Source organism: Mesorhizobium sp. M0276 (assembly GCF_040321755.1).
In the GTDB taxonomy this organism is placed as follows: Bacteria; Pseudomonadota; Alphaproteobacteria; order Rhizobiales; family Rhizobiaceae; genus Mesorhizobium.
In genome coordinates, this window is the sequence record NZ_JAMYSC010000022.1 from 53,544 (window position 1) to 68,528 (window position 14,985).

At 59.8% G+C, this 14,985-nt stretch carries 13 protein-coding genes; 8 read left to right on the top strand and 5 right to left on the bottom strand.

All coding sequences use genetic code 11. The features are described 5' to 3' along the window. The first annotated feature begins 18 nt into the window (after positions 1 to 18). Together NKJ01_RS18570 and NKJ01_RS18575 are read left to right on the top strand one after the other, a co-directional pair. The gene (locus NKJ01_RS18570) at positions 19 to 318 is read left to right on the top strand and encodes a DUF1236 domain-containing protein (RefSeq protein ID WP_352729978.1); all 300 of its coding nucleotides are present in this window, start codon (positions 19 to 21) and stop codon (positions 316 to 318) included. Positions 319 to 1,244: 926 nt separating this feature from the next. After that, positions 1,245 to 1,592: a hypothetical protein gene (locus NKJ01_RS18575; RefSeq protein WP_023758767.1), complete on the top strand. Its 348-nt coding sequence runs from the start codon at positions 1,245 to 1,247 to the stop codon at positions 1,590 to 1,592. A 176-nt stretch (positions 1,593 to 1,768) separates the two neighbouring features. Here the strand turns inward: NKJ01_RS18575 and NKJ01_RS18580 are convergent, their stop codons facing one another. Continuing rightward, complete coding sequence (locus tag NKJ01_RS18580; RefSeq protein ID WP_352729980.1) at positions 1,769 to 2,098, bottom strand: hypothetical protein; 330 nt, start codon at positions 2,096 to 2,098, stop codon at positions 1,769 to 1,771. A gap of 335 nt (positions 2,099 to 2,433) precedes the next feature. Further along, positions 2,434 to 3,342, bottom strand: coding sequence for a LysR substrate-binding domain-containing protein (locus NKJ01_RS18585; protein ID WP_023758764.1), 909 nt, complete (start codon positions 3,340 to 3,342; stop codon positions 2,434 to 2,436). 92 nt (positions 3,343 to 3,434) lie between these two features. Here NKJ01_RS18585 and NKJ01_RS18590 point away from each other — a divergent pair, with 92 nt between their 5' ends. The 3 genes from NKJ01_RS18590 (at position 3,435) to NKJ01_RS18600 (ending at position 7,456) form a co-directional block, all read left to right on the top strand. Next, entirely contained in the window at positions 3,435 to 4,985 is a 1,551-nt protein-coding gene (locus NKJ01_RS18590; protein ID WP_031260047.1) for a trimethylamine methyltransferase family protein, read from the top strand. Between the two features lie 30 nt (positions 4,986 to 5,015). Further along, positions 5,016 to 6,665: an ABC transporter substrate-binding protein gene (locus tag NKJ01_RS18595; protein ID WP_031260045.1), complete on the top strand. Its 1,650-nt coding sequence runs from the start codon at positions 5,016 to 5,018 to the stop codon at positions 6,663 to 6,665. A gap of 95 nt (positions 6,666 to 6,760) precedes the next feature. Beyond that, positions 6,761 to 7,456 (top strand): cobalamin B12-binding domain-containing protein, encoded by a 696-nt coding sequence (locus NKJ01_RS18600; protein ID WP_352485956.1) that lies wholly within the window; start codon positions 6,761 to 6,763, stop codon positions 7,454 to 7,456. On the opposite strand, the gene NKJ01_RS18605 is transcribed toward NKJ01_RS18600, so the two are convergent. From NKJ01_RS18605 to NKJ01_RS18615, 3 genes are read right to left on the bottom strand one after another with little or no spacing between them, the layout of a single operon-like run. Beyond that, entirely contained in the window at positions 7,451 to 9,436 is a 1,986-nt protein-coding gene (locus NKJ01_RS18605; RefSeq protein ID WP_352729983.1) for an oxidoreductase, read from the bottom strand. The two genes, NKJ01_RS18600 and NKJ01_RS18605, sit on opposite strands and share 6 nt — an antisense overlap. Positions 9,437 to 9,480: 44 nt before the next feature. Beyond that, on the bottom strand, positions 9,481 to 10,275 hold the full coding sequence (locus tag NKJ01_RS18610) for a pyrroline-5-carboxylate reductase family protein (protein ID WP_352730048.1): 795 nt from the start codon (positions 10,273 to 10,275) through the stop codon (positions 9,481 to 9,483). A gap of 13 nt (positions 10,276 to 10,288) precedes the next feature. Continuing rightward, positions 10,289 to 10,918 (bottom strand): TetR/AcrR family transcriptional regulator, encoded by a 630-nt coding sequence (locus NKJ01_RS18615; protein ID WP_352729985.1) that lies wholly within the window; start codon positions 10,916 to 10,918, stop codon positions 10,289 to 10,291. Between the two features lie 148 nt (positions 10,919 to 11,066). Here NKJ01_RS18615 and NKJ01_RS18620 point away from each other — a divergent pair, with 148 nt between their 5' ends. From NKJ01_RS18620 to NKJ01_RS18630, 3 genes are all read left to right on the top strand, one after another. Beyond that, positions 11,067 to 13,103: an oxidoreductase gene (locus NKJ01_RS18620; RefSeq protein WP_352729987.1), complete on the top strand. Its 2,037-nt coding sequence runs from the start codon at positions 11,067 to 11,069 to the stop codon at positions 13,101 to 13,103. Between the two features lie 50 nt (positions 13,104 to 13,153). Then, positions 13,154 to 13,756 carry a dimethylsulfoniopropionate lyase gene (locus NKJ01_RS18625; protein WP_352729988.1) on the top strand — a complete coding sequence of 201 codons (603 nt, stop codon included), beginning with the start codon at positions 13,154 to 13,156 and terminating at the stop codon, positions 13,754 to 13,756. Between the two features lie 581 nt (positions 13,757 to 14,337). Next, on the top strand, positions 14,338 to 14,655 hold the full coding sequence (locus tag NKJ01_RS18630; RefSeq protein ID WP_352729990.1) for an IS66 family insertion sequence element accessory protein TnpB: 318 nt from the start codon (positions 14,338 to 14,340) through the stop codon (positions 14,653 to 14,655). The last annotated feature ends 330 nt before the right edge of the window (positions 14,656 to 14,985 follow it).

Below are 14,985 nucleotides of genomic sequence, written 5' to 3' on the forward strand. Positions count from 1 at the left end.
ATCTCATAGGAGGAAAACATGAGAATGCACCTTACCGGCGCCGTTGCGGCGTTTCTGCTCCTCGCAGGTATCGGCGCGGCCGCAGCCGAGGACGTGGTCATTACGCCTGAGCAGGACACGGTCATCCACGAGTATGTGAAGAAGCAGCCTTTGGCATCGGTGAAGGTTCCCGGCGTGGAACTCAATATCGGCTCATCGCTGCCAGACACCGTCGAGCTTCACGAAGTTCCGAACGTTAAATACCGCTATGTCGTGATCGACAATCGGACGGTTCTTGTCGAGCCTGGCACTCGCAAGATTGTCAAGGTCTACGACTGAACCAGCCCTCCGGCCCGCCGCTGGCGGCGAGCCGACCCAACAAACCGTTCCAACAGGCGCAAAAGCCCGCCACCTCCGGGAGAGGTGACGGGCCTCTTAGATACCAGCGAGGGGACTATGAAATGCTGGCGATCCATAAACGTAAAAAAGCCGACCGAGTTTCCTGAAATATTAGACGGTACGAAAATGGACAAACCGTCGTGATCGTCTCGATCCGCACCTTGTCGCCAATTTCTTTGGCCATCCAAAGCCATGGTCGGTCTTTGCATCTCCTGTGCAATTGAGCCCGCGCCACTTGCGGGAGGCGCGGGCCGATCGGGCCGGTGAAATCCCGATCTTCGGCAGTGATGGGGTGAGCATCGCTTGCCGCAATCACAAATAGTTAGAGGTTGCTAATGTTTGGTCAAGCCGTATCGAACGTCGGCTTCCCGTTTGGGATCATTTTCCCGGCGTCGGGAAAATGGTCAGGCCGGCGACAAAAATGCCCCGACCGACGTTGCAGTGGATGAACGACGCTCGACGGAAGTCTAAGGTCGATCTAGCCCGCGCCGAATTGACGAAGGTTCTTCGTGACCGGCCGCCAGCAAGGAACATCGCGGTCTGCCACAAAGGGACCGACCATGACGCGCCTTACAAGCCTGAAGCGGAGCATTTCGTGATTTGCCCCATATGCGGCCAAGAGATCGACATGGGGAGTTAGGCGAAGTGCTTCACCACGCCGAACCCGACCACAAGCCGTTGCAGTACCGCGACTAGCCGGTGATGCCGTCCGGAGCCGGCGTGATGACGATCAGCTTGACAGCCTCCGCCTCGGCGAAGGTCCTGGCGCGAAGGTTGCTTGCAGACGGCGCGCGAGAATATTAGCGATCGGGAACATACGGTTCCTGCTGGCGTTTATCGGGTGATCGGCCTTCTGGGAGGTTGCTATGAGAAAACTGTTACTTGCTTCGGTGATTGCCATCGCCTCTGCCGCTGCCACGGTCGTGCCTGCGGATGCACAATTCTTCGGTCCTGGCATCGGCTTTTTTGGTCCGTTCGGCGGCCTCGGCCCGTTCGGTGGTGGCCCCTTCTACGGCGGCGGCCCGTTTTACGACTATGGCGGCCGCTATTACGGCCCCCGCTATTATCGCGATTATTATCCCGGCTACGTGGCGCGCTACCCGCATCGCTACTATTACCGGCATCGTCACTATAACCGCTGTCACGTGAAGTGGGTGAGGCACTGGCACCATCACCACCGGGTGCTGGAACGCGTTCGGGTTTGCCGGTACTGACAAGGCCCGATTTGCTGCGGTTGCGCGGTAGGCGTGGAAGGTGCTGCGGCCGTTCATAGGAACACCTTCCAAGCGACAAAGGGGGTGAAGGCGACGCCGACGACGAAGCCGCCGGCCGCCCACAAGAGCCGATCAATCCACGGAGCGACCAAGGCTTTAGCTGCATGATGTGCCTCCTATGCCACGGCCGCTGAAGGGTCATCGACGTAGTCGTTGATGGCGTTCGGGTCGACGTTGTCCGTGGCGCCTTCCTCTGCGCCCATCCCGGTTGCTTCAGACGCGAGCGCATCGGCTTCCTTAACGGCATCGAACGAAGACGAAAGCTCGCCACGGCGCTGCAATTCGCTCCAGAACGTTTCGCGGGTGATCTCGCCAGCGACGCGGACTTTCAAGAGGCTATCGACCGACTGGCTGTCTTTGCCCGTCTCGTCGTCATACTCTGTCGCGACATTGACCGAGGGCGCCCGAACCGTGTCGGCCGCACCGCGATAGCGCTCCGCGAACACGAAAGCCCTCTCCAGCGCATCACTTCCCTGCCGGCCCCCACCCCGTGCGGCAAGCCGAATGGGGACCCCGAGCGCCGCCATTCTTCGCGAGACAAGAAAGTCGTTCTTGCGCCGTCCTCCGCTTTGCTTTGGTCGCAAGCGATGCGTCGTCGGTCGCCTCCGGCCAATTGATCGCTATCGAGGCCGCATGGTGCGGGCTCGGCAACAGAAAACGGAGACTTACAATGGCTACCATCGGCACCTTCAAGAAGACCACCGCGAACGAATTCACCGGCGAAATCGTCAGATGCAGCAGCGCACCACTAGCACTCGATTTTGCATAACTTCGGGGCGACTTAAAACGAACTCTGCTTCGCTAGCCAATCTCTGACAACTGCCACATGCCCGGTAACTTCCTGAGACTTGGACCAGGCGACGTTGAATGATTTTCCGGTACGATGAACATGGTTGGTTACCCGAACCAGGCTCCCATTGCTTACCAGTCGGTCGGTTAGATGTGCCCAGCCGAGGGCAATGCCCTGACCTTCCAGGACCGACTGAATCACCGAGACATAGTCGTTGATGCGAAGGCCCTGGGGGGCGAGGGCGCCGTCAACCCCGGCCGCGGCCAGCCAGTCTGGCCAAGTTACCGCCGGCCGATGCGGCTCATCCAGGTGGATCAGTCGATGCTTGCATAAGTCCTCGATCGTTTGCGGCGTTCCGTGGCGATCGAGATACAAGGGGCTGCACAGAGGATATATTTCCTCTGGCGCCATCGGTAGCAGCCCGTAATCCGGCATGTCATCAGCGTCACCGCCCCTGATGCCGAGGGGTATGCCTTCAGCGGCAAGATCGAGATCGCGATCGCTGGTTTGGATGCGCAACTCTATTCCCGGCAACTCTTCCCGAAAACGCTGCAGTCTAGGAACGATCCATAACGTAGCGAACGCGGTCGATGCCGACAGCGTGACGTGGTTGCCACCGGCAGATGCCTTGAGGCGTTCCGCAGACTTCTGAATATGAGAAAGCCCAAGTGTCACGTCGGCAAAGAAGCGGGCCCCCGGTTCGGTGAGTTCGACTTTTCGATGCCGGCGGACAAAAAGCTTCGTACCGAACTGCTCCTCGAGGCGTATGATCGAGAGTGAAACCGCTGCCTGGGACATGCCAAGTTCCTTGCCGGCTGCTGTGAAATTGAGCAGACGGCCAGCTGCCTCAAAAGCGATTAGCCCATTCGCGGAGGGCAAGAGATGTCGCAAGCTACCCATAATCAGAACTTATCGCATTGATTAGAATTTTCCAGCGTCACAGCCGAATTTCGTCTCGCTAAGATAACTGAATCTGGGAGGATGGAGTTTCCATGAACGCACCGGCCGCTGAAATAACCGAACCTGCCAACCGTCGAGCGGGTGGCCGCGTGGGGCGCAAGACGCTGCGCGGAATTCCCATGGCCTCTTTTCCGACCCTGGTCCGCAAGATCCCTGTGTATGAAATGGTCCCGGATGAGGCGGTGGAGTTGATCCATCAGGAGTCGCTCTCGATCCTCGAAGAGGTTGGTTGCGAATTCCGCGACGACGAGGCGATTGCCCTGTGGAAGGCCGCCGGAGCCGATGTTTCCGAGACGCGCGTCCGTATCGACCGTGCGCTGCTGATGGAACTGGTATCGAAAGTCCCGTCAGAGTTTACGCTCAATGCGAGGAATCCGCAGCGTACGGTGCGGGTAGGCGGCAACAACTCCATCTTCGTGCCGATGTACGGCGCGCCCTACGTGCGCGACCTCGACAACAACAGGCGTTACGGCTCGCTCGCCGACCTCAACAATTTCCACAAGCTCGCCTACATGGCGCCGGCACTGCACTCGTCGAGCTCGGTCATCTGCGAGCCGATGGAAATTGCGGTGCCGAAGCGTCACCTCCACATCATCCATTCGGCGCTGAAGCATTCCGACAAGCCTTTCATGGGCATCGTTACGTCGAAGGAACGCGCTGAAGACACGATGGCGATGGCCGGCATCGTGTTCGGCGAGGATTTCGTCCGCGACAATCCGGTCCTGGTGTCGATTACCAACTGCAATTCGCCGCTGGTCTGGGACGCCACCATGCTGGACGCGATGAAGGTCTATGCGCGCAGCAACCAGCCGGTGATCCTGGCGCCCTTCGCGCTGTGCGGCGCCTCGACCTCGGCCTCCGCCGTGGGGGCGGTCGCGCAAGTCAACGCGGAAGCGCTGGCGGGTGTCGCCTTCACCCAGCTGTTGCGACCAGGGTCGCCGCAGATCTACGGCCAGTTCATGGTCACCGTCGACATGAAGACCGGCGCTCCGATGGGCGGCACCCCGGAGGCCGCGCAGATGATGTATCTGATGGGTGCGCTGGCGCGGAAATACAAACTGCCGTGGCGCACCTCAGGCTTCCATGTCGGCTCGAAGCTGAACGACGCCCAGGCGGGCTACGAGGCGAACATGCTGATGCATGCCGCCATCCTCTCCGGCGCCAACTACATCTGGCATTCCGCCGGATGGCTCGAGGCCGGTCTGAGCTGCGGCTATTCGAAATTCGCGACGGACTGCGAACAGCTTGTCGGCTGGTACAAATATGCCGGCGGGCTTCCGTTCGACGATTTCAAGGAGGCGATGGCGGCAGTCCGCGAGGTGGGCCCGCAGGGCCATTTCCTCGGCACCAAACACACGCTCGAACATTTCGAGTCGGCCTTCTTCATACCCAGCATCATGGACTTCAATTCGTACGAACAATGGAAGGCTGAAGGGGCGAAGGACCACGACACGCGCGGTCGCGAGAAGGCGCGCAACATGCTCGCCGACTATGAGGAACCGAAGCTTGACGAGGGCATCGCCGACGGCCTGACGGATTTCATCGCGCGGCGCGAGGAGCGGCTGCCGGACAGCGTCAGTTGAAGACGTAACGGGAACAAAAGGGAGGAAAAAATGACACTCTTCAGAAGCAATGGCGACCGCGTCCCGGGCGCTATCGAGGCAATGGCGAAAGAGACGCGTGCAGGCCATATGGACCGGCGCGAATTCCTGGCGCTGGCCAGCGCCTTCGGCGCGTCGACGGCTTTCGCCTACAGCATGATCGGCCTTGCCGAGCCGACCAAAGCCCTGGCTGATGAACCGAAAAAGGGCGGAACGCTGCGTGTCGCGATGTCGGTCAAGGCGCAGAAGGATCCGCGCACCTATGACTGGACCGAGATGGCAAACGTCACCCGCAGCTGGCTGGAGCCGCTCGTCCGCTACACGCACGAGTTCACCTTCGAGCCGGTCCTGCTCGAAAGCTGGGACGTCAATGACGACGCCACCGAATACACACTGCATCTGCGCAAAGGCGTCACCTGGAACAATGGCGATGCCTTCAACGCCGATGACGTGGTCGCCAATCTGAACCGCTGGTGCGAGAAGGGTGCGTCCGGCAATTCCATGGCGGCACGCGTCGGCGCGCTGATCGACACAAAGACCGGCAAGGCCAAGGATGGCGCCATCACCAAGGTCGATGACCTCACGGTCAAGCTGAAGCTGACCGAACCCGACATCGCGATCATACCGGGCTTCACCGACTATCCGGCGCTGGTCGTGCATCGCGACTTCGACAAGGATGGCGCCGACCCGATCAAGAAGCCAATCGGCACCGGACCTTTCGAACTGGTGTCTTATGCGGTGGGTACGAAGGCGGTCGTCAAGCGTCGCGAGAACAGCAAGTGGTGGGGTGGCGAAACGCCGCTCGACGGGGTCGAGTTCATCGACTACGGCACCGACTTCAACGCCACGCTAAATGCCTTCGAGTCCGGCGAGATCGACCTCGATTTCGAAACGCCGGCCGACTTCATCGACGCCCTCGACAAGATGGATCTGGTAAAGTCGGAGGTCGCGACAGCGACCACGCTCGTTGCCCGCACCAACATCACCCACAAGCCCTATGACGACCAGCGGGTGCGCAATGCGCTGCAGATGGCCGTCGACAACAATGCCGTCATGCAGCTCGGCTACGCCGGGCTCGGCACGGTCGGCGAGAACCACCACGTCGCCCCGATCCATCCCGAATACTATCCGCTGCCCAAGAAGACACGCGATGCCGCCGCCGCCAAGAAGCTGATGGCGGATGCGGGGCAGGCCGACTTCGAGCACGAACTGATCACCGTCGAGGACGAATGGCAGAAGAACACCGGCGATGCGATCGCCGGCCAATTGCGCGATGCCGGCATCAAGGTCAAGCGTACGGTGCTGCCGGGCTCGACCTTCTGGAATGACTGGACGAAATATCCGTACTCGATGACCATCTGGTACATGCGGCCGCTGGGCGTCCAGGTGCTGGCGCTCGGCTATCGCACCGGCGAAGCATGGAACGAAACGGCCTATGCCAACCCGGATTTCGACGCCAAGCTGAAGCAGGCGCTCTCGCTGGCCGATCCTGCCAAGCGCAAGGAAGTGATGAAGGACGTCGAGCAGATCTTGCAGGATTCCGGCGTCATCATCCAGCCGTTCTGGCAGAAGCTCTACTGCCACATGAGCAAGAAGGTGAAGAACTACGGAATGCACCAGACCTACGAAATGGACTTCCAGAACGTCTGGCTGGACGCCTGATTTAACTCCCGCGACTTGCAAGCAAATGCTGCCGGCACCTATGACAAAGGTGCCGGCAGCCCGTAAATCACTGACAAGCAATTGGCGTAGGCAAAATGTCCGACGACGAGATCATCCTTTCCGAACTTTCCGACGACGAGTTGGTGCAGCAGATGCACGACGATCTCTATGACGGGTTGAAGGAAGAGATCGAGGAAGGCACCAACATCCTGCTCGAGCGCGGCTGGGCGCCCTACAAGGTGCTCACCGAGGCGCTGGTCGAAGGCATGCGCATCGTCGGCGAGGATTTTCGCGACGGCATCCTGTTCGTTCCCGAAGTGCTGCTGTCGGCCAATGCCATGAAGGCCGGCATGTTCATCCTGCGTCCGCTGCTCGCCGCCACTGGTGCGCCGAAGCAGGGCAAGATGGTGATCGGCACCGTCAAGGGCGACATCCACGACATTGGCAAGAACCTTGTCGGCATGATGATGGAGGGCGCCGGCTTCGACGTCATCGACCTCGGCATCAACAATGCGGTCGAGAAATATCTCGATGCGATCGAGAAGCATCAGCCAGACATCATCGGCATGTCGGCCCTGCTGACCACGACCATGCCCTACATGAAGGTCGTCATCGACACGATGAAGGAAAAGGGCATCCGCGACGACTATGTCGTGCTGGTCGGTGGCGCGCCGCTGAACGAGGAATTCGGCAAGGCCGTCGGCGCCGATGCCTACTGCCGCGACGCGGCGGTGGCGGTCGAGACCGCCAAGGATTACATGAAGCGCAAGCACAATGTTCGCGCTTCATAGCCCCAATGCAATTTTCCGTCCTTCGTGGAAGGCGTAGGGCGCCTGGCGCGGGGCGACGGCGTCGCCGACCTCCAGGAAAGGCTGGGACGTATTTTCCAACTCTTTCGCCAGCCAATTCGCCGCCACATTGGTGGTTGCGAGAACAAGGCAATCGCCGGGCACAAAGCTCTCTTCACTGGTGTTGTGGTCAACGATGGTCGCGCCATCCCCGTGCCATTCCAGCACGCTGACATCCACCAACCAAGTGACGCCGAGCTGGCGCAATGTCCGCCGCAGCGGGAAATCGGCAGCCGTGCGCTGCAGTTCCTTGCCGATCAGCGGATCGGCCGTGAGAATGGTCACCTGATGACCATCCTCGGCAAGTTTCCAGGCTGTACCGCCACCGCGCCAACCGCCTCCCTCGTCCAGCAAAAGCACGCGCTTGCCTGGTCGCGCAACGCGAGCCATGACGGATTCGATCGAGAAGACGTTGCCTCTTTCGATGCCGGGCAGGCTCGGCATTGCCGGCAGCGCCTTCTGAAAGCCGGTTTCAGGAGACACGGACCCCGTGGCCAGGATGACGGCATCAGCCTGGAATGAGGGGATTTCCGACGCCTCGACATAGGTGTTCAGTCGCACGTCGACATTCAGTTTGCTGAGCTGGCGCTCATACCACCCAAGGAGGTCGAGGATTTGGCCGCGGCGCGGTTGCAGTCCGGCAAGCAGAAAGTTCCCGCCCAATCTGCTGGAAGCTTCGGCCAGCACGACGTCGTGACCCCGCTCGGCGGCAACCCGAGCCGCTTCGAGGCCGGCGGGGCCGCCGCCGACGACAAGTACCCGTTTCTTGATAACAGCGGAGGTGAACCGGTCACCGCCCCATTCAAACTCGCGCCCTGCAGAGGGATTGATAAGGCAGCTGATCCAGTAGTCGCGCGAACGACGGCCCCAGCACATTTGGTTGCAGGATATGCATCCCCGCACGTCCTCTGGCCGGTCTGCCGCAGCCTTGCGTGACAGATGCGGGTCGGCGATCTGGCCTCGGACGATCGAAACCAGATCGGCAGCTTTCTCGCCGAGCACGGTTTCGGCGTTTTCAGGCGTCCTGATATGGCTCTCGGCCACCACGAGGGCCGTCTTGACCACGCCCTTGAGGGTCGCCGCAAGATCGGCGCCAAGCTTCTCCGGGTAGAGAAAGGTCGGCATTATCTTGTAGAAATCGAGGTAGCTGCCGGTTCCGCAGGTCACGTAGTCGATCAGCTCCTGCTTATCATGCAGCCGAACGATCTCCGCCAGCTCCTGGCGACTGAGCGCGACAGTGTAGTCTGGCTCATCGCTGACCGAGAGCCCAACGATAAAATCTCGGCCGCAAGTTTCGCGGATGCGGGTCAGGATCTCGCGGGAGATCCGCGTGCGGTTTTCGAGCGAGCCTCCCCACTGGTCCTGGCGTTGGTTTGTCCAGGGTGTCCAGAACTGATCGACCAGTCCAAGATAGGAGGCCCAGACTTCGACGCCATCGAAGCCGGCCTCCCGGCAGCGGCGCGCGGCCTGGACAAAGCCGTCGATGGTCTCCCAAATCTCATCCTCGGACATAGCGTGGGAACCGTCGCTGTCATGGTAGCTTGGAAGGCCCGAGGGCGACCAATGTGCATGAAACGAGTTGTCCGAATCGCCATGCGCACCGACATGATAGAGCTGCTGGATGGCGATCGCCCCGTGGTCCTTGATCGCGCGCGTGACCTGCTGGAAATGAGGAATGACGCTATCATCGCCAGGTCGAAAATTGCCGCGTGTCAGTACGGCGGCCTGATGGACGGGCATGGGCTCGACAACAATCATGCCGGCCCCGCCGATAGCTCGTTCAGCATAGTAGGCAACGTGTCGTTCGGTCGGCACGCCATTTTCGGCCATGTTGGCCGTATGAGCCCCGAACACGATCCGGTTTCGCAGCGTGCGGCTGCCCAGCTTTACCGGCGAGAAGAGATGCGGAAAGAGTTTTGACATAGTATCTCACCAGCGGTCGGAGGGAGGCACGGCTCGTGCGGCTGTCAGGTGGCTTGTCCCATAGCCACAGATTTCTGAAGCGCTGCAGCAAGGCCGCCTCGCACGGCTGCTTCAAATCCGGCTGCGCGCATGGCCTCGATCGCTGCCGCGGTAGTGCCGCGGTAGTTGACGAAAGTCTGGACGATATCTTTGGGGTTTTCTGCGCGAGCCGCGAGGAGTTTGCCGGTTCCAATCAGCACCGCGCTGACGCCCCGCCGGGCAATATCTGGGTTCATTCCTCGGCTGACCGCATCGTCGATCATCGCTGCCGCCAAAAGCGCCGGAAAGGCTGGGCCGGAGCCTGTAAGGCCCGTCATATAGTCGATATCTGCTTCGCTTTTGACCTCATCGGCAGCACCACAGGCCTCCAGAATACGGCGAACGACATTGCGGTCATCCGCGGTGACCTCCTGGGAGCCTATCCAGGGACTATAGGAATACCGCACCTCTGCCGCTGCATTCGGAAGCGTGCGGACGACACGGTCGGTCTTGAGACGTTTAGCCAATTGGTCGAGAGGGATTCCGGCCATGACCGACATGACGAGCTTGCCATACGCAGAAATCTCGATAGCAGGCCAATCCTGGGGGCCGACCGATACGATGATGACATCAGATCGATCCGCCAGCTCCTGATTGTCCCTGGTCCATGTTGCGCTTGGCTGAAAGCCGGGTTGCCCGCTTCTATGAGAGAGAGTGAGTTGCTCGGGGGACACTATTTGCGCATCGATGATGGCCTCGGCGAAGGCGCGTCCAAGCCAGCCACCTCCGCCGATTATTCCGATGCTCAAGGGTTCGCCCATTGTCAAACCTGCCTCACCCCCCCGAATAGCCATGTCTGGCGAAGAACCGGTCTAGCTCGCGCTTCTGCGGGGCCTCACCTGTAAAGATCTCTACGTACCCGGGAATGCGGTTCATGCGGTTCGCGAGATCTTCCTTGGTCTGCATTGAGATGTAGCCAATCTGCACAAGGTAGATTGTGCGCGCTCGAACATCGGCTGAGCTTTCCTCGTAACCGAAGCGGACGAACATTTGGCTCATTGCATTGAGACGCGCCTGGTCGGCTTTATGCACCTCTGCCAGAATGTCAGGAGATTGAAGCGCCCAGCTTCTGACTGCGAACTCGAACTGTGAATCGAACAAGGACTTGTCGAGCCAGCAGTCGAAAACGTTTAGCATCGCTTCGGCGACCGTCTCGGCATAGGCCTCAGCCTGCTTTACGAGGTTGCCAGTGTTCTTGTCCCGCCAGCGGGTCACGAGGGAAGCCAACAGTTCTTCTCTATCCTTGAAGAACCAATAGAAGCTGGTGCGCGACAAGCCCAACTTCTTGGCCAATGGCGAAATTCTCACAGAGTCGACGCCGGATTCCAGAAGCAAGTCGTAGGCGGCTTCAAGCCACCCCTCCGGTGATCCGCGCCATCCGCTGTCGTTCGAAATTTGCTCCATGAGCGACGAACCTAACAAACTGTCAAAGGGAAAACCAGAAAAATGTACATCGATGTCTATTTAGTCGACGCCTCGGCTTCGAAACTTGACATATATGTACATTTTCGAATAGCGTTCGCATATACCGTCCCATCCCGGAGTCCGCCAGATGTCGAACGATCCCCTTCTGCAGCCGTACAAACTCAAGCATTTGACCCTGCGCAATCGCATCATCGTGACGTCCCACGAGCCGGCTTATCCGGAGGACGGGATGCCGAAGCAGCGCTATCTTGCCTACACGGTGGAAAGGGCTAAGGGCGGTGTGGCGATGACGATGACAGCCGGGTCCGCGGCGGTTTCGAAGGACAGCCCCCCGGTCTTCAATAACCTGCTCGCCTACAAGGACGAGATCGTGCCGTGGATCAGGCAGATGACCGATGCGGTGCACGAAGAGGGTGCCGCCATCATGATCCAGCTAACCCATCTTGGACGGCGTACACGCTGGGACAAAGGCGATTGGCTTCCGGTTGTGGCGCCGTCCCATCATCGAGAAGCCTCGCACCGCTCATTTCCCAAGAAAATTGAAGACTGGGATATCGAACGCATCATAAAGGACTTCGCGGACGCAGCGGAGCGAATGAAAGCAGGCGGGATGGATGGCGTCGAGCTCGAGGCTTACGGCCACTTGCTCGACCAGTTCACGTCTCCTCTCACGAACGAACTTGACGGTCCTTATGGCGGTGCGCTTGATAACCGCATGCGCTTCTGCATGGATGTCTTGAAGGCGATCCGGTCACGGGTCGGCGAGGACTTCATCCTGGGCGTTCGCTATACCGCGGATGAATGTCTTCCCGGCGGCACTGGCAAGTCGGAGGGCATTGAAATCTCCAAGCGCCTCAAGGAAAGCGGACTTATCGACTACCTCAACGTGATCCGCGGCCACATCGACACCGATGCGGGCCTGACCGACGTCATTCCGATTCAGGGAATGGCGAATGCGCCGCATCTTGATTTTGCCGGCGAGATTCGTGCCGCGACCAACTTCCCAACCTTCCATGCAGCGAAAATACCGGATGTGGCGACGGCGCGCCACGCGATTGCATCGGGCAAAGTTGACATGATCGGCATGACGCGCGCCCACATGACTGACCCACACATCGTGCGGAAGATCATCGAAAAGCGCGAAGACGAAATCAGGCCCTGCGTGGGTGCCAACTATTGCCTTGACCGCATCTATCAGGGCGGAGCGGCATACTGCATTCACAACGCCGCGACCGGCCGCGAACTGACCATGCCGCACATCGTCCCCAAGGCAGAAACCCGCAGGAAAATTGTCGTGGTCGGCGCAGGTCCGGCTGGCCTCGAGGCCGCCCGCGTGGCGGGTGAGCGCGGACACGAGGTCGTGGTCTTCGAGGCCGCCAGTGGGCCGGGTGGGCAGATCCGCCTGACAGCGCTGAGCCCGCGCCGCAAGGAGATGATGAGCATCATCGATTGGCGCATTGCCCAGTGCGAAAAACATGGAGTGACCATCAAGTTCAATAGCTGGGCGGAAGCAGAAACCATCGAGGCGGAAAATCCGGACGTCGTCATCATAGCGACGGGCGGGGTGGCGCATACCGACGTCCTTTCCAAGGGCAACGAGTTCGTGGTGTCGTCATGGGACATCATTTCCGGAGACGTGAAGCCGGGAAGCAATGTCCTCATCTTCGACGACGCGGGTGACCACGCGGCACTCCAGGCCGCGGAATTCCTCGCTGGCGCGGGAGCCAAGGTTGAGATCATGACACCGGACCGGTCCTTCTCACCCGAGGTCATGGCTATGAACCTCGTGCCCTACATGAGATCTCTTCAAAAACTCGATGTGACCTTCACCGTTACCTATCGACTCGAGTCTGTTGAAAAGAATGGCAACCAGCTCATTGCAAACGTCGGCAGCGACTACGGCGGAATATCCAAGCAGCGCGTCGTGGACCAGGTTGTCGTCAATCACGGCACCCTTCCGCTCGACGACATCTATTTCGAACTGAAACCGAAATCGACCAATCACGGCGAGATTTCGCATGATGAGCTCATTGCCGGACAAGCGCAGTCGGTGGTGCGGAATCCGCAAGGCCTATTCCAGCTCTTCCGCATCGGAGATGCCGTTTCAGCTCGCAACACCCACGCTGCGATCTACGACGCACTTCGCTTGGCGAAAGATATCTGATTGCCGGGCGGCGGACGACAGCGTTCGCTCTTCATAACAAGGGTTCGGTCATGGTCAGAAGTGACGCGCTGCAATATTTTCTAGACACCGCATTCGTGGCATTCGACCGGTTCTCCCACGACCTGCGGTCGCGCCGATCGATCATCCAGCTCTTCGCCCAAGCGGAGGTTCCCGGGCCTGAAAGGACCACGGCTGGGAGCCGTTTGCCAGTCTGTTCCTATCTCGGCCCGGCGTTGGCAGAAGAGACGGTTCCGTCCACACTTCGCAATCTGGTCGAACGCTTCAAGGCGATCGAGCCGTTGCTCGAATGGCGGCTGAAATCGAACCCCGACCCGTCTGCAAGCAGCAATTTCCGCGACGGTCATGCCAACGCGATGATACTTGGCCCCGGCGGCATTGAGGACAGAAACGATCTGTGGCTCGGCGTCACGTTGATGGCGCCTCACGTCCGCTATCCCGACCACGATCATCCGCCGGAAGAGACCTACCTCGTGCTTTCACATGGCGAGTTCAAGCAAGCCGACAAGGATTGGTTTTCGCCGGGCACCGCAGGTTCATTCTACAATCCGCCGGGCATCAAACACGCCATGAGATCGCTGGATGCGCCGCTGTTCGCTTTCTGGGCGCTGTTGGTGGATCAAACTCATCACTGAGCTTGGCCGAAACCCGGCCGCGGCTCGAGGAAGCAGCCAATCAAGGTTGCCCTGTCGGTGAAGCGCGTTTCATCAATAGCTTCGCCTATCGACTTGGGTTGACCGCGGACCGTCAAGGCGCCGCCGCGCCTGAAGAGGCACCTTGATCAAAGATCGCGGAATGGTTGCTATACGTCGACTTTCACATGGCCGACCGGGTTCGAACAGCAAGCAAGGATATAACCGTCGGCAATCTCTTCGTCGGTGTGTCAATTACCACCGAATCGGACCCTGGTTTTTCGCGCAAAAGGAATTTTGTACGCCGATCCACACATTGCGCAGCCTGACTGCTCCTTTGCCTGCATACCGGTTGGATGACGCGCGAGACGGCGACGCACTTCAAGCTGTCGGCGGAGCCGCAGTTTTCCCGTAACCGCCCGATTGTCACCGCCTGCCTGACATCCTCGTGATGGCGTCGTTTGCGGCGTGTCTTGTGCGACGTTTGCGATGCGTGTCGAGATTCTTGGTGCTGAACGGCGGCGTCGCTGGGGTGATAAGAAGAAGCTCGACATCGTCATGTCGGTTGGAATTGAGGGGCGACCGTGACTGAGGTTGCCGAGCGGCATGATGTGACGCGGCAGCAGATTTACATCTGGCGGCGAGAGCTGAGGAGGAAGGGGCTCTTGTTGCCGTCGGCGGGTCCCATGTTCCTTCCCGTGGACATGCCCGTGGCGCAGAGCGAACCCCGTATGGGCAACGGCACTGACAGATTGTCAGCGTCGCTGGTTGAGTTGCAACTATGCTGTGGGCGGAACCTGCGCTTTGACAGAGAGATCGATCTTGCCACTCTGACCCGGCGAACAATCGCGGCCGGATCGAGAGCGAGCTTGCCAAGCGGCGCGGTGAATTGGAGCGGATGATCGACCTCGGATCAAAGGCGTGATCTCGGCCGATCGCGTGGTCGAGCGCAAGGCTCCGCTCGACGCCGAGATTGCTTGACTTGAGGCCGAGCTTGTCGTCGCGCCGCCGATCAGTGCCGTGGAACTTCATCCGGGCGGGCGCCTTCGCCTTTGAAGGAGAGGTTCCGGCGCGGGCGTTCCAGACGACCTTCGAGCGCCGTGAAATGCCGCTTCCCACCGAGACGCCATTGGCGCTGACGACGGGCTTCGCCGAGGCAAAGCAAGTCCAGTGGGCGGCGTTTCTGAGACGGACCGAGGTCGCCCTCGCACAAGAACCACTTCGGAAATCCA